The following is a 23,665-nucleotide window of genomic DNA, read 5'->3' as shown; positions in this document are numbered from 1 at the left end:
CTGTGTTTGGAGGGTTCGCGTGTCGCTCTTATCAAAAAAAAAACAGCCTACCGGTGCCCCCCTTCTGGTCGTCATCGGAACACGACCCGAAGCCATCAAACTCGCCCCCGTGGTTCTGGCCCTGCGCCGGAACGCCCGGGTGCCGGTCAAGGTCTGCCTCAGCGGTCAGCACCGTGACCTGCTGACCCAGGGGCTCTCGGCCTTCGATCTGACCATCGACCATAGCCTGGACCTGATGACCCCCGATCAGCGCCCAAGCGATCTGGTGGCGCGGGTCATCACCGGCCTGACCCCGGTCATCGAAGCCACCGCTCCGGCTTGGCTGGTGGTTCAGGGCGACACGACAACGGCGCTGGGCGCCGCCCTGGCCGGCTTCCACGCCCGGCTCGACGTCGCCCATGTCGAAGCCGGCCTGCGCAGCGGCGATCGCGCCGCCCCCTGGCCCGAGGAGATGAACCGCCGGCTGATCGGCCAGATCGCGGCGCTGCATTTCGCCCCGACCGAGCGCGCCCGGGCCAATCTTCTGGCCGAAGGCGTGGCCGAGGGCGCTATCGAGGTCACCGGCAACACGGTGATCGACGCCCTGCATCTGGCCCTGGCCCGCATCAAGGACACCCCCCGGGTCATCGAGGCCGCCGCGCCGATCCTGGCCACGGCGGGCGAACGCGCCCTGGTCCTGGTCACCATCCACCGCCGCGAAAGCCTGGGCGAGGCCTTGCCGCGCTTGGCCGAGGCGCTTCTTGGGCTGGCCAAGGCCGAGGAGCGGTTGATCGTTCTGCCCATTCATCCCAATCCGCGCCTCGCCCCGCTGATCGAGGCGCTGAGCGGTCATCCCGGCATCTTGCTGACCCCGGCGCTTGATTATCTGCCCTTCGTCGCCCTGCTCCATCGCGCCGATCTGATCCTGACCGATTCCGGGGGCATCCAGGAAGAGGCCTCGGCGCTTGGCAAACCGGTTCTGGTGCTGCGCGACACCACCGAGCGCCCCGAACTGGTCGCCGGCGGCAACGGCTTGGTGGTCGGCACCCGGACCGCCCGGATTCTCGACCATGCCCTGCCGCTGCTGACCGACCCGGCCGCCCGCGCCGCTTTGGCCCAAACCCATGACGGTTTCGGCGATGGCCATGCCGCCGAGCGCATCGCCCAAACCCTCGAAAATCGGATTGCCCCATGACGCTCAGCGCCAATGACCTGATTTTCCGCGCCCTGCTCGCCCTTGTCGTTCTAGCGCCCTTGCCTTTGGGGGCCAATCGGCCGGCGGCCTGGAGCGCGCTGGCCCTGATCGCCGGGATTTTGCTGGCGCTGTGGTCGATCCGAACCCTGATCGGCGCCGGTACCCCACCGCCAAGGCTGGCACCGCTGGCAAGGGTCGCCCTGCCGCTGCTTCTGGTGCTGGTATGGGGGGGTGTCCAGGCCAGCGCGCTGGTTCCCGCGGACTGGCGCCATCCCCTGTGGGCGGAAGCCGCGAGCGCCCTGCCCGGACCGGTGGTCGGCCATCTGTCGCTTGATCCGGCGCGCAGTCTGGATGGGGTGATGAAACTGCTGAGCTATGGGGTGATCTTCGGGTTGGCCTGCGTTCTCGGCCGCAACCGCGCGCGCGCCCGCCTGGGACTCCGGGTCGTGGCCTGGAGCGCCACCGCTTATGCTATCTATGGCCTCTGCATGTTCTTCGCCGGCTGGGAGCGGCTGTTATGGCTGGAGAAGACCGATTATCTCGGCGACCTCACCGCCACCTTCGTCAACCGCAACGCCTTTGGCGCCTATGCCGGGCTTGGCCTGTTGTGCTGTCTGGCCCTGGTGTTATCCCACCTGCGGCGGCCGGCGCGCGGCGGCATGCGCCATCACGCCGAAAGGCTGGTTTTGGGCGGCTTGCCCTATGCCTTGGGCGGGTTCCTTTTGACGATGGCCTTGCTGTTCAGCCATTCCCGGGGCGCCTTGCTGGCGACCGCCTGTGCCGTGCTGGTGCTGATCCTGGCCCTGGGGACCGCCCGGGTGCTGTCGTGGCGCATCGCCAGCGCCGCCTTGCTGGTGATCGGCATCGGCGGCGCGACGCTCAGCCTGACCAGCGATCAGGTCACGCTCGAGCGCCTGCTCGATCAGACGGAACTCAGCGGCGACCGCGGGCAATTGCTGCGGCTGGGCGGCGAGATGGCCAGCGACGCCTCGGCCGGCGGCTTTGGCATCGGCGCCTTCGCCCCGGCCTTCCGCCTGTACCGCGATGCGTCGCTGCCCCGCCCGGTGATCTATGATTTCGCCCATAACATCTATCTTGAAGCGATCATCGAACTGGGCCTGCCCGCCGCCTTGCTGCTTGGCCTCAGCCTGACCATGGTCCTGACGAGCTGCGCCCTGGGATTGCGCCGGCGGCGGCGCGACCAGATCTATCCCGCCCTGGCCCTGGCGGCGGCCAGCTTGTTGCTGGTCCATGGACTGGCCGATTTCAGCATCTCGATGCCGGCGATCGCCGCCACCTTGGCGCTTTTGCTCGGCCTGGGCTTCGCCCAGTCACGCTCCACCCGTCCCGCCACCGCCACCGACGAGGAGGGGGACGCCGAGGCCGCTCACGGCGTTGGGTGAGCGCGCCGATAAAGGATCATGTCTTCTTCGCTGACCCCATCCAGGGCCCGACCGATCAGGAAACCAAGGCGGCGGTCCTCGGCCAGTCGGGCGATCCGCGCCGGTTCCAAGATCCAGGTGATGCGGATCTGGCGGTCGAGCAGGGCGCGGGTTTCGCCATCCAGGGCGGGAAGCAGGGCGAAAGCCAGATCAAGGCGCGAGGCGGTCAGGGCCGGAACCACCGGGCCGGCGAGGAACGACAACCGCAGGGCCGCCGCCGCCCCCTCCCGGTCGCCCGCGCCGACGCGCAAGACGGCAAGCCGGGCCCAGGCGCTGGCATTGGCCGGCGCCAGGGCGAGCCCGCGCTCGGTCGCCGCCAGGGCCGAGCGCGACAGCGCCACCCGCCGCGCCGGATCGGCGGCACTTTCGGCCGCCCGCGCCAGCAGATATCCGCCATCGGCCAGAGCCTCGCCGCGCGGCAGACGGCTGGCGCTGGCCACCAGACTTTGACCCGCCGCGGCCAGGACTTCCGACTCGGGCGCCGGCTTGCCGGCCCGCAGATCCCAAAGCACGGAGGCGCCCGCACGGTCATTCCAGGCGGCAAGGCAGCGCGGCAGGGCCAGACCGATCAGGATCAGGGCGACGGCCAGCCCGGCCAAGCCCGGCACGACGGCCCGCTTAGCGGCGCCGGCGGAGCGCGGCTCACTCGGCATAGTATTCCTGGTAGCGGCCATAGGACGCGCCATAATCACCATAGCCATAGACCGCGTGACGGCGCACATCCACCTGGGACAGCACCATCCCGGCAAGGGGCGCCCGCACGTCGCGCAACAACTTGATGCCGTTGCGCACCGCCGTTTGCTGGGTCGATCCCCAGCGGACCAGATAGATCACCTGATCGGCGACCCCGGCGACGATTCGCGCATCGGCGACGGCCAGAACCGGCGCGGTATCGATGATGATGCGGTCATAGCGGCTTGCCGGTTCGCTTAGCAGGGCGCCAAGGGTCGAGGCGTCGAAGAGTTCCTCTTGGGCGCTCGCCTCGCCGGCGGCCAGGAAATCAAGATCCATCCCCGGCGGACGGGTCACCACCTGATCAAGGGTGGCCTCGCCGCGCAGCACCTGGGCCAAGCCGCGCGTTCCGTCGATGCCGATGGTGGCGGCCAGCGACGAACGATGAACATCGGCGTCGATCAGCAGCACCCGTTCGCCGGCCCGGGCGTAAGTCAGGGCCAACCCCAGCGAAACGAAGCTCTTGCCTTCCTTGGGCACCGAAGACGACACCATGACGATCCGCCGGCGGGTTTCCTCGCCGTTCAAGGTCAGGGCGGTGCGCAGATTGCGGAAGGCATGGGCGATGGGGGCGCGCGGCCGGGCCAGCACCACGGCGCCGCCGCCCCGCCCGCGCACGACCGGAATAACCGCCAAGGGCGGCAAACCGACCAGGGCTTCCAGTTCCTCGGTCGAATGAACGGTGCCATCCAGGCCTTCGACCAGAAAGACCAGCCCGATCCCCAGACCGAAGCCGACGACCATCATCACCAGAAGAATGGGGATCTTGCGGGGATAGGACGGCGAGGCGGGAATATCGGCTGGCGACAACAGCCGGGCATTGGCGCGCTGGATCTGCTCTTGCTCGGCGTTGCGTTTGAAGCGGCTCAGAAAGGCCTCGTAAAGCGAGCGGCTGGAATCGGCCTGACGTTCCAATTCGCGCAGTCTGACGATCGCCCCGCCCTGAACATCGCCCTCTTGGCGCAAACCGACGATCTCGCGCTCCAGGGTGCGCACGCCGATGGCGGCGATCTCGACATCGCCTTCGGCCGACGAGGCGATCTTGCCGATTTCCCCGCCGATGCTCGATTGCAACTGCCCAAGGTCGGCGCGCATGCCGATGATCTTGGGGTGGCGTTCGCCATAGGTCTTTTCGGCTTCCGACAGGGCGCTGCGCACCTCGGCTTCGCGCTGGCGCAATTGCTGGATCAGCGACGACTGCAGCACGTCGCTGGCCGTCGCCACGCCGCCGCCCCGTGACAGGCTGCGCACCTGATCGAGGCGGGCCTGTTTCTGGGCAAGGTCGGCGCGCGCCAGCACCAGCCGGGAATTAAGCTCGGTCAATTGCTGATTGGCCACCGTGCCCTGCCGTTCGCCAACCGGACGCAGGCCATTTTCGGCGCGGTAGGTCTCGACGGCGGCCTCGGCGAGGGCGACATCGCCGCGCAAGGATTCCAGGCGTTGGGCCAGCCATTCGTTGACCCGTTTGGTTTCGTCAAACCCCGCTTCCAGGCGATCGAAAACATAAAGATCGGCCAAGGTATTGACGATGAGCGCCGATTTTTCGCGGCTGGTCGCGGTGAACTCCAGATCGATCACGAAGGAGCGCCGCTTGGGCTTGACGCTCAGGCGGCCAAGAAAGGTCGCGGTGACGCGGGCGCGCTGCAGCTCCTCGCGCACCTTCGGGGTCATCGTCGCCTCGTCCTTCCGTCCGGCCCGCCAGCCATCGGGAATCCAATTTATCGGATTAAGCCAGAAGGTCACCCGCTGGAAGGCGGTCGGCTTGCGCAGGCGGGCATTGAACTCGGGATCCTGATCAAGCCCCAACTTGTCGATCACCCGCCGGGCCAGCGGCGTCGAGCCCAGAACCTCGGCCTCGGTGGTGATCATCAGGTCATTGAGCCGGGTCCGCGACATATCGCTGCGATCAAGCAGCGAATCGGTGGCGTCGGGGGCCTCGATCAGAACGGCGGCATTGGCGGTGTAGCGCGGCGTGGCCTGCTGCAAGAACACGATAGTCGGCGCGACGACCAAGAGAACACAGGCCAGAATCAGCAGCTTGCCCCGGCGGATGACGCCAAGGACACGATGGAACTGGTCACGGAAGGGGGCCGGCTTGGCTTGGTCTGGGGCCATCAGAAGCGCAGACTCAGGGTCAGGGTGGTCACCAGCTGATCATAGGGCAGGCTGGAGATGGTGGAGTCCTTGGTGGTGTAGCCGACCAGCCCGGTCAGATCGAGTTCGGGCATGAAGGCATAGGTCGCTTGACCGTTGACCAAGAAGGTATCGCTGCTTTCCTCGATCCCCGGATAATCGTCGTGGGAATAGGCGGCATAGCCGCGCAGAATAACGTTGCGGGCGTATTCATGGCGGACCAACAGCGAATACGAGGTCCTGACCATGCCCGAGGCGCCGGCCAGGGTGCTATCGACCACCGAGCGCTCGATCGCCGGCACCACCAGGGTGAGCTTCGTCGGTGTCCAGTTGAACACCGCCTTGATCATCGGGCCGGAGGGATCGTCAAGGGCGCCGCTTTCGTAATCCTGTTCGAAATAGCCGGCCAGGAAGTCGCCGCGCAGCACCTTGGAGATATCGACCCCGATGCCGGTCTCCACGCTATAGCCGGCGCTGTTGCGGTTTTCGCCGAAGGTATTATCGGAGTCGTAGGCCCGCTTGTTGGCGGTTCCGCTCAGGATGGCGGCATAGCCCGGCACGAATTCGTAAGCCCCGCGCACCGCGCCCGTATACTCGGTGCGATTGCGGCTTTCGTTGTCGATATCGGGTCCCAGGCTGGTTGAGACATTGCTGAAGCCATAGCGGGTCGCCCCGGCCTCGACGCCGATGGTATAGGCGCCAAGGTGGGTTTCGCCGCCAAGCAGGGCGCCGACGGTATGGGTCGGCGTCGGCTTTTCGCCCTGGGCGGCGTCGCTCGATCCCCGCTCCTCGTGATCGAGCGATCCGCGGATCCCCAGCTTCACCTGGGTATCGCGATTGATGTCATAGCGGCCATTGGTGCTGCCGCGAAAATTGGTGACGTCGTTTTCGTCGTATTGGGAAAACCAGACGTGCTCGGCCTCGATCACGGTGTTCAGTTCGTGTTCGGTAAACCGCGAGCGCAAATCGAACTTCGCCCCGAGCGTCGTCAGGAAATCGCTCTTTTCATCATCGGGCGTGGCGTAGATGTTGGAATTATAGGTTTCACCCAGGCTGACGCTGGGCAGCAAAAGAAAGCTGCCAAGATCGAGTCCCTTGGGTTGATAAGACTCGGCGACCAGATCGCCGGTGTTTTGCTCCAGGGGATTTTGATCAACATCAAGCGGTTCGGTCGCCCTGGCCGCCCCCGTGCTCCGTTCGGTTGGCGCGGTCGGCGAGGTCGTCACGGCGGTCTGGGCCAGAACTGGCGCCGAGCCGGCGATGACGAGTCCAAGGGCACCGATCCAAGGTCCCGATGCCAGCCGCAATCCGCCGAATCCCGCGTGCCAATTCGTCATGCCAACCCCCCTCATAAAGTGAATCCGAACTCTGGAGCGCATTACTCTTGATCCTAACCAATAACCGGAGCATCTCATAATTTATCGAGCACGATAATGGTATTCATCCGTGGCAATGAAACGAAGCGTCTCGTCCTCCAAGACCACGCAGGTCAGCGGCCCGCCAGCGAAGGCGCCGGTATCGATGCCGATGCGATTGGGGAGAACGACCGGCGCCTCGGAAATGGTGTGGCCATGAACGACGCGCTTGCCATGCCAGAGGGGCGACGACAAGAACGGCTCGCGAATCCACAAAAGATCGTCTTCGCTCTGGCGATCAAGCGGCCGGCCCGGCATCACCCCGGCATGAACGAACAAATAATCGCCGATGCTGATCTGGGACGCGAGCCCGCCCAGGAAGGCCCGGTGGGCCGCCGGCAGGCAGGCGTCGAGCCCCTTGGCCAAACCTTCGGCCCGCGCCGCCAAGCCGCTCACGCCGGGCATGCGAACCCCATAGCCGGCCAGGGTGGCCAAGCCGCCGAATTCGAGCCAGCCGAGGTTGGCCGTGGGCGCCTCCAGAAAATCGAGCATGGCGCTTTCATGATTACCGCGCAGACAATGGCGTTCGAAGCCGGGAAGCGACGGTCCGCACAGGCGATCGAGAACCGCCGGGGTCGCCTCGCCGCGATCGACATAATCCCCGAGATAAATGATCAAGAATCGCCGCGCGGAACCGGCCTCGGCGGCCGCGTCCCGGACGATCAGATCATGCAGCCGGTCAAGGGCGTCGATCTGGCCGTGAATATCGCCAATGGCATAGACGCGAACCCCCGAGGGAACGGCCGGGGCCGCGGGGGGTGGGCTCGATGCCGAGGTCAGACGCTTCCATGTCTCGCGTATCATCGCGATGCCTTGATCCTTTCCGTGGAACGACTGGGCCGCCCCGTCGCTTTCCAAAATTTATCGCTCTAGGCATTAACAGAAAGACAACCAAATCCGCTCATAAAAAGAGAAACCGACCCAGCAGCGACTGTGAGCCCTTGCACTTTTTACTCGATTCTATCGGAGCTCCGATGACCTTGTCCAAGTCCCTCTGCACCACCCTTGTCGTCGCGGCCAGCCTGGGACTCGCCGCCTGCGCCGGCCCTTCCCTGCCCGACCGCGAGGCGCCGCGCGCCATCGCCAACGTCAAGGATGGCAATCTCCTGGTGCCGGGCAATCACATCCGCATCACCGTTTTCAACGAGCCCAATCTGTCGGGTGAATTCATCATCGACAGCACCGGCAATCTGGCGATGCCGCTGATCGGCGACATCACGGCGGCCGGCGTGACCACCCAGGCGCTGGCCGGCAGAATAGCCGATAAAATTCGTGGGGAAAACTATCTACGCGACCCCCGGGTCACCGTCGAATCCTCCAGCCTGCGCCCGGTTTACGTGATGGGCGAGGTTCGCGGGCCGGGCGAGTTCCTGTATATCGACGGCATGACGGTGCTGAGCGCCATCGCCCGGGCCGGCGGCTATGATTACCGGGCGCGCGAAGGGCAAGTGCTGCTGATTCGCCAGGAGGACGGCAAGCCGGTGGACTATCGCGCCGAGGAATATACCCCGGTGCAGCCGGGCGATATCGTCCGGGTGCTCGAGCGGCGCTTCTAGGACGGCGCCCGCCATGGCCCCGCCCCTCCCCTCGCCCATGGATGGCTGCGTTCTGGTGACCGGCGGCGCCGGTTTCATCGGCAGTCGGGTTGTCGCCGGACTGCGGGCGGCGGGAAGCCGCGTCGCCGTTCTTGACGACGCCTCGGCCGGCCGGCCGTTACCCGCCCGCACCGAAGGACTGGAGGTGATCGCCGGCGATATCCGCGACGCCGATCTTACGGGGCGGGTCGTCGCCGCCCTGCGTCCGGCCGCCATCGTCCATCTCGCCGCCCTTCACCACATTCCAAGCTGCACCAAAGATCCCCGCCGCGCCCTCGATATCAACGTCGTCGGCACCCAGTCGGTGCTTGACGCGGCGGCGGCGGCGGGCGTCGCGCGGGTGGTCATCGCCTCGTCGGGGGCGGTTTATGACTGGGGCGTCGGCGCTTTGAGCGAGGAAAGCCCGACCTCCCCCCACGATATCTACGCTCTGAGCAAACTGACCAACGAGCACCAACTGGCGCTCTGGGCGCGCCAGCCCGGACGCTGGGCCCGGGTGGCCCGGCTGTTCAACGTCATCGGCCCAGGGGATCCGAACGGCCATCTCATCCCCGAGGTTCTCGACCGTCTGGCCGGCGCGGCCGACACCGCGCGCGCGGCCGATCCCATTGTCCTGCGGCTTGGCCATCTTGACCACCGCCGCGATTATATCGCCCTGGAGGATGCCGCCGAGGGGCTGATCGCCCTGCTGGGCGATGGCGATCCGGCGCCGTTTTCCATCGACAATCTGTGCAGCGGCCGCGAACTCGGCGTCGAGGATCTGGTCACCCGGTTGGCCGATCTGCTGGGCCTTCGCATCACCTGCCTGTCCGATCCGGCCCTGCGCCGCCCCAACGACCGCCCCTCGCAGCTTGGCGCGCCGGAACGGGCCTGGCGGCGCCTGGGGTGGCGGGTGCGCCGGCCGGTGGACAGCGCCTTGGCCGAGATCGCCGCCGCCGACGGCCGCTTCGCCCTGGTATCATGAGGCTCGGCCGGCGCGCCCTGCTCGTGGCCGGTCTGGCGGGATGGCTGGGGGCCTGCGCCGGCCGGCCGGCGGCGGGCGCGATCGTCACCCCCCGTGACTTCGGCGCCCGGGGCGACGGCCAGGAGGATGACGCCGCCGCCTTTCAAGCCGCCATCGACAGCGAAGCGCCGATTCTCCACGTTCCCCCGGGGCGTTATCGCATCGGCCGCCCCCTGGTGCCGCGCTCCAACCAGCACTGGCGCGGCGACGGCGCCCAGGTCTCGGTGCTGGCCCAGCCCGCCGACGATGTCCCGCCGCCCTTCAATCTGATCGAACGCCACGACCGCCTGGAAAACGTCAGCTTCAGCGGCCTGGGCTTCCTGGGCAATGCCGCCCGTCAGACCACGGCCGCCGCCGACGGCCAGCACGGCTTCGCCCTGTCTTTGCGCGGCGCCATCCGCGCGCTGGCCCTGACCGATTGCCACATCTCGGGCTTTGGCGATGGCGCGAATGGCGGCGGCGGGGTGGTGATCGGTCCGGCGCCCGACAGCCCTCTCCAGGCCTTGGAAGACATCACCCTGCGCGGATGCCGCTTCGAGGCCAACGGCAATGTTCCCGGGGTTTATCTAAGCGGCGGCGACAAGATCGGCGCGCGGCGCGGCGCTATCCGCGTCATCGACAATCATTTCACCGGTATTGCCAACAGCGGGCGGGCGCAGAACTGCGTTTACATCCTGGGCGGCGGACCGCAAACGCGGATCGAGGGGGTTATCATCGAAGGCAACAGCTTCGCCCTCGCCACGCCGGTCGACGCCTGCATCGAACTGAACTGGGCCGAGGCCTTCACCATCACCGCCAACACCATCGTTTTCGACGACGCCCTTGACGGCTCCTCGGCGATTTTGCTGCGCGACGGCTGCAAGACCGGCAGCGTCAGCGCCAATACCCTGAGCGATCGCACCCCGGGTCGCGAGGTCGGCGGCATCTTGCTGCTGAATTTCGCCGATCCGGGAACGGTCGAGGACATCGTGCTCGCCGCCAACAGCCTCAGCGGCTTTTCCTGGCGGGCCGTGGCGATCGATCGTGGCAGCCGGGGAATCGTCGTGACCGGCAACCGCATCAGCGGCGGCGGTCGAACCACGAAGGAGGCGATCCGCGTCGCCGGCGCCCGCACCGTGCTGATCGAGGGCAATGTCATCAGCGGCGCCCGCTTTCCCGTGCTGCTCGCCGGCCAGGGATCGGCCGCCGTCGGCGATATCAGCATCCTTGGCAATTTTCTGGCCGATTGCGGCGGCGAACCGGGGTTGATCGACGCCTCGGCCGCTCCCGATCTGCGGGGGCTGGTGATCGGCGATACCACCATCACCGCCCCCCGCCCGGGCACCCGGGCCCTGCTCAGCGGCCTTGCCCACCCCCAGCAGGCCGTGATCACCGGCAGGCGAGGCGCCGGGCTGACGGCGGTGGAACGCCGATGAGCGGCTATCACCTTGACCGGCCGCGCCGCGCTTGCCGGTTGTGTGGCGCCACCGTCAACCAGCGGGTAGTGGGCCGCGAGCGCACCCTTGATCTCGGCCAGGAACTGGTGCGTTGCGGCCTGTGTGGGGGCGCATCCCTGGATCCCGATCTGAGCGCCGCCGACGAGGCCCGCTTCTATGAACACGACTACCGACGCCTGTTCACCGCCGAGGCCGCCTTTCGCCACCAAGAGGCCTTCGTCGCCAGCTTGCGCCTGCGCGCCATCGCCCAATGGCGCTGGGCCCGCCTTGGCGGCTTCGTGCCCTTGGGCGGGGCGGTTCTGGAAGTCGGCTCGGGTTATGGCGCCTTCTTGTCGGAAATCCACCGCGACCGCCCCGATGTCCCCTTGGCGGCGATTGAGCCCGATGCCCACCATCGCGCGGTCGCCCTCGGGGGAACGAAGGTCACTTTCGTCGCCAGCCCCGAGGAGGCCGGCGGGCCTTTCGCCCTGATCGCCCTGTTCCATAGCCTGGAACACCTGCGCGATCCCGCCGGCAGTCTTGTAAGCTTGCGCCGCCTGCTGGCGCCGGGCGGCATTCTGGCGATCGAGGTTCCCGACATCGCCGCGCCGTGGTCGGGCTGGCAGGATGTTCACGCCGCCCATCTTGGCTACTTCACCGGTCCGGCCCTCGACCGGCTCTGCCAAAGAGTCGGCCTGCGGCCGCTGGAAGGTCAGACGGCTTTGCCCGGCACGCTCTGGCGGGTTTTGCGCCGCTGCGATCCCCAGCCGCCGCTCCCCGCCCCGCCCCAGGAGATCGCCGCCCTCGATCGCCATATCGACCGCTATCGTCACCGCTGGCGCGATCGGCTGAAACGGCGCCTGAAAACCCTGGCGGTGGCCGTCTTGGGGCCGCAACGGATCGGCGCTTGGCAAAGGCGGCGCCTGGGGCCGCTCACCGACCGCATGCTGGCGCAGGCGGCGGGGTCGCGCCAAAGGCTGTTCGGCCTGCCGGTCGACGCCCTGACCATGACCGAGGCGATCGACCGCGCCGAAACCGCGATGCGGACCCGCCAGCGCCTACGTCAGGCCGATATCAATGTCGCCAAGCTGGTGGCGATGAGCGGGGATCGGCTGTTGCGCGCCGATGTCGCCGGCTCGGATATGGTCTGTGTCGATGGCATGGGGGTGCTGTGGGCCGCCCGTTTGCTGGGCGTCGCCATCCCCGAACGGATCACCGGCATCGATCTGATGGATCACCTGCTCGCCCGCGCCGGCCGGGGCGGCTTCCGCCCCTATATCCTGGGGGCCGAGGCCACGGTGCTGGACGAGGCGGTGGCCAGCTTGCGCCGGCGCTATCCCGATCTGGTTTTCGCCGGCTGGCACCACGGCTATTTCAGCCCGGCCGAGGAACCCGCCGTGGTCGCGGCGATCGCCGCCTCGCGGGCCGATTGCCTGTTCGTCGCCATGCCCAGCCCGGCCAAGGAGGCTTTTCTCGCCCGTCATCACGCCGCCCTCGGCGTCGCCTATGTCATGGGGGTCGGCGGATCGATCGATGTCATCGCCGGCAAGCGCTGGCGGGCCCCGCGCTGGATGCAGCGCGCCGGTCTGGAATGGCTTGCCCGGCTGATCCAAGATCCCCGCCATCTCGGTCCGCGCTATCTGAAAAGCAACAGCCTCTTTCTGGGACTGGTGATCAAGGAATGGATCAGGCTCAGGCGCGGCGGGGCGGAGGACACCTAGGATCATGTGCGGGCTGGTGGCGATTTTGGAGCGACGGGGACCGGCCGACGAAGCGGCGGTGTCCAAGGCGCTCGCCCGTCTGGCGCGGCGCGGTCCCGATGGCGAGGGCCGGGCGGCGTTCTGGGACGGCCGTCTGCTGCTCGGTCATCGGCGGCTGGCGATTTTCGGCAAGGGCGCCGACGGCGCCCAGCCGATGGTCGATCCCGAGACCGGCAGCGTGCTGGTCTTCAATGGCGCGCTCTATAACTATGTCGAACTGCGCCAGGCCCTTCAGGCCCTGGGCCAGCGTTTCGCCGGCGAGAGCGACACCGAGGTCGCTCTGCTCGCCTGGCGGCAGTGGGGCGAGGCGGCCTTCGCCCGCTTCAACGGCATGTGGGCCATGGTCCTCCTCGACGCCCCAGGCGATCGGCTGGTGGTGTCGCGCGATCGCCTGGGCGTCAAACCGCTGTACTTGTGCGACACCGGCGGCCGCGTGACCTTCGCCAGCACCATCGCCGCCACCCTGGCGGCCAGTGGCATCGCCCCCCGGGTCGATGACGACGCGGTCTTCGATTTCCTGGTCGGCGGTCTGACCGACCATCGCGGCGGCAGCTTCTTCGCCGGCATCGTCGAGGTTCCCGCCGGCGCCCTGTGGTCGGTCGACCGGAGCGGGGGCATCGACCGCCGCCGCTTCCACGATTGGCGAAAGGAGGGCAGCGGGGAAGCAGCGCCGCCGTCGGCCGAAGCGCTGCGCGCGACCTTGAGCGATGCCGTGCGCCTGCGCCTGCGCGCCGATGTTCCGGCGGTCGCCCTGCTCTCGGGCGGGCTTGATTCCTCGATCGTCACCCGCTTGGCCACGGCGCCCGACATGCCGCGCGGCGCCCTGGCCGGGCTGCTGACCTATGGCTATCGCGACGCCACCGAAGCCGATGAGACGCGCGAGGCCGGCCGCTTCGCCGCCACGCTCGACAGCGCCCTGCCCCACGACATCCTGCGCGTCGCCCCGCTGCCCGCCGCTCCGGACCTTGACGCCCTGCTCGCCGCCCAGGAGCAGCCTTTCAACACCCCCTCGCTGGTCGCCGCCTTCCGACTTTATCGGTTGATCGCGGCGCGCGGCGTCAAGGTGGCGATCACCGGCGAGGGCGCCGACGAGTTGTTCGCCGGCTATACGAACCGCTATGGCGCCCTTCTCGCCCGCGAGCACCTGCGCCTGGGCCGCCTCCGCCCCTTGGGCGCCCTGCTCGGCTCGGCCCATTGCCCGCCGCGGCTGGTGGCCAACCGCCTCGCCTGGGATCTTCCCTTGGCCATCGTCCGCCCGTTGATGGCCGGGCGCGTCCATGGCCGGGTGATCGCCCGATCGTTCTGGCAAGACTCGGCCGAACGCTTCGAGGCCCTGGCGGCCTATCACCACCAGCCGCTGGCGTCGCGCCTGCGCGATGACGCCCTGCGCGCCCTGCTGCCCTATTCCCTGCGCTTCGCCGATCGCAGCGGCATGGCCTCGGGCGTCGAGGTGCGGTCGCCGTTCCTCGATTACCGGGTGGTCGAAGCCGCCCTCGCCCTGCCGGTCGCCGCGAAGATCGACGATCGGGGCGGCAAGCGCATCCTACGCCAAGCCTTCCGCCACGACCTACCGGCCGAAATCATCGGCGCGGGCAAAACCCATGGCCTGGGCATGGCCGAACAGTTTCAGGTCGGACACCTTGATTGGGCAGCCTTGGCCGAGGCCCCGCCGACCCTGGCGGCGCGCTATCTTGATCTCGGGCGCCTGAAAACCGCCCTGGCCGCCCACCCCAGTGATCCCAGGCTGTGGTGGCCGCTCTGCCTGCTGCGCTGGCTGGCCTGGGTGGAAGGCGGCATGGCCGACGCCCCCCGCTAGAGTGAATAGAGTAAAACGGTCAATAGGCGTTGGGATCGCGGATCAGGCGGAGCGGCGTCAGGGCGAGGATCCACAGATCAAGCCCAAGACTCCAGTGGTCGAGATAGGCCAGATCATAGGCGACCCGACGTTCCAGGTCCTGGGGGGAGCGGATCTCCCCCCGGCAGCCATGAACCTGGGCCCAGCCGGTCATCCCCGGCTTCATCTTGCGGCGCTGGGCGTAGATATCGACGGTGGCGGCGAAATCCTCGTCATGGGCCAGGGCGTGGGGACGCGGGCCGACCAGCGACATATCACCCTTCAGCACATTGAAAAGCTGGGGCAATTCATCAAGGCTGAGGCGACGCAGCAGCCGGCCGACCCGGGTTACCCGGGGATCATCGCGCCCCACCTGGGTCTCCCCCGCCGCTTCGACCAGGGTGCGGAACTTGAAGATGGTGAAAACCTCGCCGCGAAAGCCGAAGCGCTTCTGGCAAAACAGCACCGGCCCCGCCCCCTCAAGACGAACGACCAAAGCCACCAGGACCATCAGCGGGCTGAGGACCACCACCAGAAGCGCGCCCAGCACCAGATCCTCGAGGCGTTTGATCAGGGCGCCGCCGCCTTCGAGAACGGGGGGATACAGCTCGACGCTGATCGCCCCGGCGATGATTTCCGGGGGGCCGACCAGGGGATGATCGGCGATGGGCGGATCAATCAGCAGACAGATGCGCAAGGGCAGATCGCGCAGACGCCGCCGCAAGGCGTCATCGATCCCCGCGGGCGGCACGGCGACGAACACCACATCGGCCTTGGCCTCCTCGCAATGGCGCGCCAACCGCGCCCCGTCGCGAACAGGATCGAGACAGGCCACGATATCGACGCGTCGCCCCTCATCGGCGGCCAGCCGGGCGAGGAGACCGGTGTCGCCATCGGCGGCCAGTAGAACGGCGCGGGCGCGCCACAGGGGGGCAAGGGTCCCCACCCGGGCCACCCCCACCCGCAGCGCCGTCATCGCGCAGACGGCGATGAAAAACCACGTCACCGCCCAGCTTCGCGAAAACTCCTGGGAGACCTTGCCGAGATAGGCGAGGGCGAAGAGCACCAGGAAAGTCGCCACGAGGCTGAGCAGCACCGCCGCCAATTGCGAGGGCAAGGGCCCGGGACGACGCCGGGAATAAAGACCGAGGCCACCCCCGGCGCCTTGGAAAACGAAGGCGGCGATGATCAGCGCCGCCCAATAGGGTTCGGGCATCATCGGCGTGCCATGGCGCAGGCCATAGCCGATCAGGCAGCCAAGAGCCAAAATCATCAGATCAAGGGCGCGCACCCCGATCATCGCCACCGCGACGCGGCCCTCGCCGATCCGCCGATACCCCGATGCCGATCCGTCCATCATCCCTTCGACTCTCCGCGATCGATGTGGCGACAAGCCTTCCATCCCCGCCACAGGCCAAGACCGGCCAATCCAAGGCCAAGGCCGATCAGCGGGGCGGCGGCCGGGGTGGCGTTGGCCAGGGCGACACAGGCGGCGCCGCCCGCCGCCAGGAACCACGCCTCCCGGGGGGCGGACAAACCAAGCAGGCGCAGGGCGACGACCACGCACAGCCCGGCCACGACAAGGCGCACGATCATCACCGCGGCGAACGGCCCGTCGGCCAGCACCACCCCCGCCTGAGCGATCACCCCGATGATCACCAGCATCGTCAAGCGCCGGGCGAAAGGCCGCTCCCGGCCTTTGGCGAGAATGGCGGCGGTAAAGGCGCCGCCGCACAGGACAAGCGCCCATTCCGCCAAAAACCACGACAAGGCGCCGCGCTCGGCCATCGGCGCGGCCAAAGCCAGGATCGCCACCAAAAGGGCGGCGACCCCGAGGGCGATCGACAGCACGCCGCCTTGCACCTTGGCAAGGTCCCTCGCCCAACCGGGGGCCTTCAGGCGACCGATCAGCCAGGGAACAAGCAGGCGGTCGAATTGGCCGGCCAGCGCCGTCAGCCCTTGCAAGACCTGAAGGGCCAGCAGGGCGTGAGCCAAAATCGCCGGCCGGGTCGCCTCGATGACGAAGGGCAGCCCACGGTCGTTGAGGGTGCCGACCAGCGACATCACCCACCACCCCAAAGCGCCGCTCCCCAGACGGCCGAGACGGCGGCTGACCAGGGGGCGCAGCAAGACCGCGTCCAATCCAAGCCAGGGCCAAAACAGCAGCGGGGCGATCATTCCGGCGGAAAAAACCAGACCGACCGCCCAGTCCGAGGGAACACCAAGGATCAGCACCAGGGTCATGCCCAAGCCAAAAACGCCCCAGCGCCCATAAACGCTCAGGGCGGCGGCCTGAGCGCGGCCCTGGCCATACAGCAGCGGCGCGGGCTGCCAAGCCGAGGCGATGATCCCGGGCGCCGCCGCCGCCAGCGCTCCCCAGCCTTCGCTCTCGATGCCATAGATCCAGGCCCACAGGCCAAGCGCGCAGGGCGTTCCCCCGCCCAGGACCATCACCCGCTGAAACAGGGCGATCCGCCAGTGCCGGGGCCAATCGTCGTCGCGGGCCACGGCGCTTAGCAGCACGACCGGATAGCCGAGTTCGCCGAGGAAGCACAGCGTCGCCGCGGCGACCAGAGCCAGCCCGACCGGGCCATAGAAAGCCGCGCCGAAAACGGCGAGCAGAGCGGTCTGCGACAGAAAATTCACGCCCTGTCCGAAGATCTGCACGGCGATCGGACCGGCGGGATGCAGGGCGCGCCCGGCGAGCCCCGATCGGCGGAGGGGGGGGATAAGAGTCATCGGGTCGGCTTGGTCCGGGTCCACCCCAGGGGTTGGCCGAGCAAGCGCAGCACGCGCACCAGCGGATAGGCCCAGGCCAAGGCCGGCGGCAAAGGCAAGAACGCGTGATCCTTGTCGCTGGCGCCCAGAAAGAAGCCGAGCAGTCCGATCCGCGCCCGCCAGCGTGGATAAAGCGTAAACAGCCGGGCGAGCGTCGGCCAAAACCCCATCCGGCCGGCAAGTTCGGCGCCGCGATCGGAAGGCAGATCATCGAGATGGGGAACGAGATCGTCCGCCAGCCGCCCGCCGAGGGCGACGAGCGCAGGTTTCACCTCCAGCCCCGGTGGCAGGGCGGCGCCCAAAACCCGCTCGGCCAGCAAAACCGCCATCACCACCTGACGCTCGACCCCCAGGCGGCGGGCCAGGGTCAGAACCGCCGGCCAATCGACGTCCTCCCGGGCCATCCCTTTGGCGATATCGACCAACCAGAACAGGCGATGCCAGTTATGCTTGGTGCCATGAAAGGCCGCGTAGACCATGGCGGCCTCGCGATCAAGGGTAGCGACCGGGCCTCGGGGCAGAGCAACGGCGCTCAGGCGGGCCCAGGGATCGAAACGGTCGACCGGAAACAGGCCATCGGGGCTGGCAAGGCGCCGATGCAGTTCCAAGGAGGCCGCGAAGTCGGGATGACGCAAGGTGACCGCATGATCGATGGCCCCCGCGCCATCGCGCCGATAACCAAGGGCGCCAAGGCGGTCGAGCGCCCGGGTGAAATCGGCGGGACCGACCAGAAGGTCGAGATCGCTCGCCTCGCGCCCAAGCAGATCGCCAAACAGCCCGGCGAAAGCCAGACCTTTCAGGGCGCAGACGCCGATCATCGCGCCGGTCAGGTCGTTGACCACCACCCCCAGTTGGGCGGTACGCTCCATGGCGGCCATCGTCATCTGGCGCTGGCGCAGGGCCAAGGTGTCGCGCAGGGCCAGGGAAAGCGGCGTCCGCCCCGCCACGGGCAGGGCCAGGGCGACGCGGTGGCGGCGCAGGGCTTGCCCAAAGCTCTCCCGATCCACGCTCGCGGCCAAATCCCCAGCCGATTCGCCGCGCAAAAGCGCGACGATCAGGCGAAAGGCCGGCGACCAGGAAGAGGGAAAGGACGTGTCGGCCATGCTCTCGCCATCAGCGGCGCGCCTGGGCGGCAGGCCCATCCTCAGTTCGCGCTGCCACGCAGCAGCGGGTTTTCCTCGGTGATGGTCACGACCGGCCGGGTCTGGCCGAAGTCGCGTCCCTGCGGGCCGAGATCGGGATCGAAGCTCGGCACATCGCCCCCTTGATAGAGGATCTCGGCGATCTGCGGTCCGTTGGCCGGGTTGGTGAGTTGCAAGCTCCCCGAGGCCCCGGCGGCATTCAGGGTTGAAACGACGTTCGCCCGGGCGGAGGGGACGGCGGCTTGGACCGAGGGGCTGATCACCGTGTTATAGGCATTGTCCATGGCGCCGATCGCCGCCGCCGGATTGGCGGCATAGACCACGGGATTGCTGACGACCCGGGTGACGGAAACCGCCGTCTCACCGGCCAGTCGCGGGGAGACGGCGATGACTTCGGGCGCGACGGCGATCCTGGCCGCCGCCGCCGCCACAGAGAGCGCCTGGGCCGGCGCGCCGCTTTGGATGCCGGGCTGACCGATCACCGTGACCGCCGCCCCGGCGATCTCGATCGCCAAAGCCGGATTGGATCTCAAAATCTGAGCGGCGACGCCGACCGCCTGCTGGGCGATCGTCGCGCCGACCGCCGAATTGGCCAGACCGCCGGCCAAGCTGACGGTGCTGACGGCGAGCCGGGCGGTTTCCTCGGGCTGGGCGGCCACCGCCGCCGGCGAAACGAAGATGCGCGCCGCCTTGACCAGAACCGATTCGGTGGTCGCCGGAGCGCTTTGGACGCCATTGCTCGCCCGCACGGCGCTAACGGCGGCGGCGGCGACGCGCACGGCGCCCTGGGGGTTGGTCGTCAATAAATTGGCTGCGGCGCTTACCGTAAGATCGGCCAGTTGGGCGGCGCGGGCCGGATTGCCGGCGGACAGCGTGGCGATCGCCTGGGTAACGGCGGCGCTATTGCCCGAAGCCACCGCCGCCGCCAAAGCCGGCGGCAAAGGCGCCGAAACGGCCGCCGGGGTGCGGGCGGGGGTCTGGGCGACCGCGTCAAGCCCGACCACTCCCCCCCCTAAAAGAAGGAAAGCCCCTACAAACGCCCTGCCAACCATAGCAACCGCCATAAGGGACCTCCTTTGATTAATAACGACCTACCCTCGATCGCTTATATCTCAGCCCAAGCGCTTTGTCTTCCCTGCTGAAGAGCGATACGTAAAACGAAACGGTGAAGACTGTCATCGTCGCCAGGAACGCTTGCCAGGGGCCGTAAATTCCCGGGCTCATCCCCGGCCCTCCTGGCGGGCGGCGACGCTGCGGGCCAGGGCGTCGAGCCCCGACAGGTCGCCATGGCGCAACAAACGATGCCCGGGCACCAGGGCGCCAACCGTCATCGTCGCGGTGAAAATCTGCGGCAGCAGGCCCATGGCCAGCCCCATCTTGCGGCGATAAACGGCTCCGGCCAGGGCTGCCGCCCGTTCCGCGCCGCGAATCGCATGGAAGCCCTCGTCATCGGGGCTTTCGGCCTGATCGAGGTAATAGACCACGCCCAAGGGCAAAGGGACCTGGGGCGGCGGCGGCGGCGGTCGATCGGCCAGGGCCTGGGCCTGATATTTATCGATTCCCTCGAGAATCCGCGCCGCCGGATCGACGATCAGACCAAAGGTGTCCAGAACGTCGCGCCAGAGCTTAAGGCGGGGGATCGCCGGCAGGACGTGCGGGGCATTGATTTCCGAGGCATCGATCACGCAGACGTCATCGCCAAGCAAGGGATAGCCCAGGCGGACCAGCGCCGCCGCCAAGCTTGATTTTCCCGCCCCCGAGGCCCCGGCGATCGCCACCGCCCGGCCGTTGATGGCCACGCAGCTGGCATGGAGCGGCAGCAGACCACGCTGGTGGCAGAGAACGCCAAAGGCCGTGCCCAGCAGATATTGACGCACCGCCGAGGCCACCACCCCGGCCTGCGGATCGATGGTGATCACCCGCCCCCGGCTGATGCGATAGCTGCCGACCGAGGCCACCGTGAAGCGAAACCTCCCCTCCCCGACGACATGCCAGTTCATGCCGGGCGAGGCGCTCTCGACCGGCGTCACCCGTCCGAAGGCGATGGTGACGTCGGGAAGCCGGTCGTCCCGGGTCCACAAGGGCAGTTCGGGCAAATCGATCACCGAACGCACCCGCCAGCCGCAGAGCGCCCGATCGGCGACCGGATCGGCGGTCGGGAACGGACCGCCCTCCGAGGACCTGGCCAAGGCGCCTCGGCGGCTTCGGGTCACGGGAACCAGCCTCGCCCGATGAGCAGAGCTTGGCCGGGATAAAGCGGCAAGGTCAGCCAGTCGGGGGCGTCGTCAGCCAGAACCTCGGCGACGGCCTCATCCACCCCGGCACAGCCCCGCCGATAATCATCAATAACGATCAGGGCGCGGGGCAAGCAACGCGGCAGCACCGCCTTCAGACACCGCCGGGTCGCGTCATAGATATCGACATCGAGATGAACAAACGACAGATCCTTCACCCGTCCTTGCGAATCGCTGTCGGGGAAGACCCCTTCGACAAGGGTGTAATCCGTCAGATGGCGACCGAGCAGGACGTCGACGGCCTTGGCCGATGTCTCGTGAAACTGGTCATGGTTGAACAGCCGGTCCCGCCTCGGGTCGATCGGCTGGCCGGCGAAACCGGCGAAGGTATCGCAGACGAACAACGGTCGCCCGGGATTGGCCAGCCCCAGCAGCAGGGCGGCTCCCCCCCGGAAGGTTCCGATCTCGGCGATCGCCCCCGCCGGATTGGAAGAGCGCGACAATTGCCACAACGTGGCCAACCGCGGGGTGTCGAGGCAGGTCCAATCAAGGCAGGCGTCAAGGGCGGCGCGAAAGACCCGGTCACCCAGGATCTCAACATTGTTGACATCGGTCGGCCGCCCTTCGCGCAAAGGAAAGTCGACCGGACCGAGATGGGTGATTTGACACCGGGTCAGTTTTTCAGCCTGCCGCCTTAGCCAACGCCTGATCCTCATGGGGACCCCTTGCCGATGAACGAGGCGCTAAAAGCTTTGCGCGGAAAGGGCACTGCCGGCTTTCCACGCCTCCGCCGCTCCGAAGAGACTTGAGATTATCCCGCTCCGCGATCGGGGGCTAGCGTGCCATACCGTCTTAAGCTTACGCGCCTTGGCGTCCGCCTAAAAGCCCTCTCCGCGGCACCCTTGCCAAAGGGGATCGGATCGCCGCGGACAGGTCTTGAAAAACCGGGTCAGGCCTTCTTCACGAACTCGGATTTCAGGTTCATCGCGCCAATGCCATCGATCTTGCAGGCGATGTTATGCCCATCGGCGGCATCGGTCAGACGGATGTTCTTGACCTTGGTGCCCCCCTTGACGACCAGCGAGGATCCCTTGACCTTCAGATCCTTGATGACACTGACCGAATCGCCATCGGCCAAAGGGTTGCCAAAGGCGTCGCGCACGCCCTCGGCCGGCGCCGCAGCGTCGCCGGCCGCCGCCTCGGGGTTCCATTCATGGGCGCATTCCGGGCAAATCCACAGCGTGCCGTCGTGATAGGCGTGTTCGGACCCGCAAGCGGGGCATTTCAATCCGTCGTCCATCATCGTCCTCGTTCTTGGAAAGCCGGTCTTCTACCACAAGGGGATGGCCGTTCGACAGCCCGCAAGACCACCAAACCGGTCGAGGAAAAGGGGAAAACGAGTCCAGTTATATGATTTTATAATAACTGTGTTTATACAAATTCATTTTATTAATGTGAATTTTTCCGACACTCTGCCTGTGTTCGTTCCACAGACTGAAGTCACGGAAGCGCTTCCCAAGAAAATGGCGCCAGCCGCTTTCAGACGATGACAGCCTATCGTGTCGCGGCGCTTCCACTTTGCCTAACGCTTTTCATGGTGGACGATAACGAATCCCAGATCAGCACCTGCGATAAGCTGGGCGAGTGGGATCCTTCAGGTGAGGTCGCCAATGTTAGCACTTCTCGGACTGGCTACGATTCTTGCGCTTCTCGTAGCCATCATGACCAACAAGCTTTCCCCCCTGGTCGCCTTGATCATCATTCCCGTGGCCGCTTCGCTGATCGGCGGCTTCGGGGTCGAGACGACCAAATTCATCGTCTCGGGCATCAAGGACATCGCCCCGGTGGCGGCGATGTTCGTCTTCGCCATCGTCTTCTTCGGCATCGTCACCGACGCCGGGATGATGGACCCGATCATCGATCGCATCTTGCGCTTCGTCGGCTTGCGGCCGACGCGCATCGTCATGGGATCGGCGCTGCTCGCCCTGATCATCCACCTTGACGGTTCGGGCGCCGTGACCTTCCTGGTCACCATTCCGGCGATGCTGCCGCTGTTTGATCGCCTTGGCATGGACAAGCGCATCCTCGCCCTGGTGGTGTCCCTGGCCGCCGGCGTCAACTTCCTGCCGTGGACCGGCCCGGTCCTGCGCGCCTCCGCCGCGCTCAAGGTTCCGGTCACCGATATTTTCAGCCCGCTGGTGTTTGTCCAGCTGGTCGGCTTGGTCTTCGTCTTCAGTGTCGCCTATGTCCTTGGCAAGCGTGAAGAAAAGCGCCTTGGCCTGACCGGCGCCAAGGGTGAGAGCGCGGATATCCACGCCCGTGTCCTCAGCGCCGAAGAGGAAAAGGTCCGTCGCCCCCATCTGTTCTGGGCCAATATCGCCCTGACCGCCGTGATCCTTGGCACCATGATCTCGGGCGTCGTCGATGCCTCGGTCATGTTCATGATCGGCACCGTTCTCGCCCTGATCCTCAACTACCCCGGGGTCAAGGACCAGAAGGCCCGCGTCGACGCCCACGCCAAGGCCGCCTTGATGATGGCCAGCATCCTGTTCGCCGCCGGCGCCTTCACCGGCATCATGCGCGGCACCGGCATGCTGACCGCCATGGCCACCTCGGCCGCCGGCTTCGTTCCCGCCGAATTCGCCAGCCACATGCCGTTTGCCGTCGGTATCGCCTCGATGCCGCTCAGCATGCTGTTCGACCCGGACTCCTATTACTTCGGCGTCATGCCGGTGATCGCCCACGTCTACCAGAGCTTCGGTGGCGCCCCCATCGAGATCGCCCAGGCGTCGATCCTTGGCCAGATGACCACCGGGTTCCCGGTCAGCCCGCTGACCCCCGCCACCTTCCTGGTGGTCGGCCTCTGCGGCATCTCGCTGGGCGAGCATCAGAAGTTCGCCATCCCCTACCTGTTCGCGGCCACGGTTCTGATGACCGTCACGGCGGCGCTGATCGGGGTTTTCCCCTTCTAAGGATTGGCCTGCGCCTTCCCCACCTTTCTTAAGCCG

General features: G+C 67.2%; 19 protein-coding genes. 8 read left to right on the top strand and 11 right to left on the bottom strand.

Going from position 1 to position 23,665, the window contains the following annotated elements; translation table 11 throughout:
* Positions 1-19 precede the first annotated feature (19 nt).
* Together wecB and RRU_RS07745 are read left to right on the top strand one after the other, a co-directional pair.
* Positions 20-1,174, top strand: a complete 1,155-nt coding sequence (gene wecB, locus RRU_RS07750; RefSeq protein WP_011389247.1) for a non-hydrolyzing UDP-N-acetylglucosamine 2-epimerase — start codon at positions 20-22, stop codon at positions 1,172-1,174.
* The gene (locus RRU_RS07745) at positions 1,171-2,577 is read left to right on the top strand and encodes an O-antigen ligase family protein (RefSeq protein ID WP_011389246.1); all 1,407 of its coding nucleotides are present in this window, start codon (positions 1,171-1,173) and stop codon (positions 2,575-2,577) included. Before wecB ends, RRU_RS07745 begins: the two co-directional genes overlap by 4 nt.
* Here RRU_RS07745 and RRU_RS07740 read toward each other — a convergent pair.
* The 4 genes from RRU_RS07740 to RRU_RS07725 form a co-directional block, all read right to left on the bottom strand.
* A complete protein-coding gene (locus tag RRU_RS07740) occupies positions 2,562-3,269 on the bottom strand; it encodes a hypothetical protein (protein WP_011389245.1) in 708 nt (235 codons plus the stop codon). The genes RRU_RS07745 and RRU_RS07740 overlap by 16 nt on opposite strands.
* Entirely contained in the window at positions 3,259-5,463 is a 2,205-nt protein-coding gene (locus RRU_RS07735; RefSeq protein ID WP_011389244.1) for a GumC family protein, read from the bottom strand. The genes RRU_RS07740 and RRU_RS07735 overlap by 11 nt, the downstream gene beginning before the upstream one ends.
* Positions 5,463-6,818 carry an outer membrane beta-barrel protein gene (locus tag RRU_RS07730; protein ID WP_011389243.1) on the bottom strand — a complete coding sequence of 452 codons (1,356 nt, stop codon included), beginning with the start codon at positions 6,816-6,818 and terminating at the stop codon, positions 5,463-5,465. Before RRU_RS07730 ends, RRU_RS07735 begins: the two co-directional genes overlap by 1 nt.
* 81 nt (positions 6,819-6,899) lie before the next feature.
* Entirely contained in the window at positions 6,900-7,700 is an 801-nt protein-coding gene (locus RRU_RS07725) for a metallophosphoesterase family protein (RefSeq protein ID WP_011389242.1), read from the bottom strand.
* Positions 7,701-7,870: 170 nt separating this feature from the next.
* Between RRU_RS07725 and RRU_RS07720 the strand changes: the two genes are divergently transcribed.
* The 5 genes from RRU_RS07720 to asnB are packed head-to-tail and all read left to right on the top strand — an operon-like array spanning position 7,871 to position 14,485.
* On the top strand, positions 7,871-8,452 hold the full coding sequence (locus tag RRU_RS07720) for a polysaccharide biosynthesis/export family protein (protein ID WP_011389241.1): 582 nt from the start codon (positions 7,871-7,873) through the stop codon (positions 8,450-8,452).
* Positions 8,453-8,465: 13 nt separating this feature from the next.
* Positions 8,466-9,455, top strand: a complete 990-nt coding sequence (locus tag RRU_RS07715) for an NAD-dependent epimerase/dehydratase family protein (protein WP_014626183.1) — start codon at positions 8,466-8,468, stop codon at positions 9,453-9,455.
* Positions 9,452-10,909: a glycosyl hydrolase family 28-related protein gene (locus RRU_RS07710; protein ID WP_011389239.1), complete on the top strand. Its 1,458-nt coding sequence runs from the start codon at positions 9,452-9,454 to the stop codon at positions 10,907-10,909. Before RRU_RS07715 ends, RRU_RS07710 begins: the two co-directional genes overlap by 4 nt.
* Positions 10,906-12,630, top strand: a complete 1,725-nt coding sequence (locus tag RRU_RS07705; protein ID WP_011389238.1) for a WecB/TagA/CpsF family glycosyltransferase — start codon at positions 10,906-10,908, stop codon at positions 12,628-12,630. The genes RRU_RS07710 and RRU_RS07705 overlap by 4 nt, the downstream gene beginning before the upstream one ends.
* Positions 12,631-12,634: 4 nt before the next feature.
* Complete coding sequence (gene asnB / locus RRU_RS07700) at positions 12,635-14,485, top strand: asparagine synthase (glutamine-hydrolyzing) (protein ID WP_011389237.1); 1,851 nt, start codon at positions 12,635-12,637, stop codon at positions 14,483-14,485.
* A gap of 19 nt (positions 14,486-14,504) precedes the next feature.
* Here the strand turns inward: asnB and RRU_RS07695 are convergent, their stop codons facing one another.
* The 7 genes from RRU_RS07695 to RRU_RS07665 all read right to left on the bottom strand — a co-directional run bounded on the left by RRU_RS07695 (position 14,505) and on the right by RRU_RS07665 (position 21,957).
* A complete protein-coding gene (locus tag RRU_RS07695) occupies positions 14,505-15,863 on the bottom strand; it encodes a sugar transferase (protein WP_011389236.1) in 1,359 nt (452 codons plus the stop codon).
* The gene (locus tag RRU_RS07690) at positions 15,860-17,242 is read right to left on the bottom strand and encodes a hypothetical protein (RefSeq protein ID WP_011389235.1); all 1,383 of its coding nucleotides are present in this window, start codon (positions 17,240-17,242) and stop codon (positions 15,860-15,862) included. The genes RRU_RS07695 and RRU_RS07690 overlap by 4 nt, the downstream gene beginning before the upstream one ends.
* Complete coding sequence (locus tag RRU_RS07685; protein WP_237703848.1) at positions 17,239-18,384, bottom strand: nucleotidyltransferase family protein; 1,146 nt, start codon at positions 18,382-18,384, stop codon at positions 17,239-17,241. The genes RRU_RS07690 and RRU_RS07685 overlap by 4 nt, the downstream gene beginning before the upstream one ends.
* 41 nt (positions 18,385-18,425) lie before the next feature.
* Complete coding sequence (locus RRU_RS07680; protein WP_014626182.1) at positions 18,426-19,427, bottom strand: hypothetical protein; 1,002 nt, start codon at positions 19,425-19,427, stop codon at positions 18,426-18,428.
* Positions 19,428-19,643: 216 nt separating this feature from the next.
* Positions 19,644-20,612 carry an HPr kinase/phosphorylase gene (locus tag RRU_RS07675; protein WP_237703847.1) on the bottom strand — a complete coding sequence of 323 codons (969 nt, stop codon included), beginning with the start codon at positions 20,610-20,612 and terminating at the stop codon, positions 19,644-19,646.
* Between the two features lie 20 nt (positions 20,613-20,632).
* Complete coding sequence (locus RRU_RS07670) at positions 20,633-21,373, bottom strand: TylF/MycF/NovP-related O-methyltransferase (protein WP_011389231.1); 741 nt, start codon at positions 21,371-21,373, stop codon at positions 20,633-20,635.
* Between the two features lie 233 nt (positions 21,374-21,606).
* Positions 21,607-21,957: a zinc ribbon domain-containing protein YjdM gene (locus RRU_RS07665; protein ID WP_011389230.1), complete on the bottom strand. Its 351-nt coding sequence runs from the start codon at positions 21,955-21,957 to the stop codon at positions 21,607-21,609.
* Between the two features lie 370 nt (positions 21,958-22,327).
* Here RRU_RS07665 and RRU_RS07660 point away from each other — a divergent pair, with 370 nt between their 5' ends.
* Positions 22,328-23,629 carry a CitMHS family transporter gene (locus RRU_RS07660; protein ID WP_011389229.1) on the top strand — a complete coding sequence of 434 codons (1,302 nt, stop codon included), beginning with the start codon at positions 22,328-22,330 and terminating at the stop codon, positions 23,627-23,629.
* Positions 23,630-23,665 lie beyond the last annotated feature (36 nt).

Origin of the sequence: Rhodospirillum rubrum ATCC 11170 (assembly GCF_000013085.1) — a bacterium.
Lineage (GTDB): Bacteria > Pseudomonadota > Alphaproteobacteria > Rhodospirillales > Rhodospirillaceae > Rhodospirillum > Rhodospirillum rubrum.
Note: the sequence above shows the minus strand (reverse complement) of the source record. Positions and strands in the feature narration are given on the sequence as shown.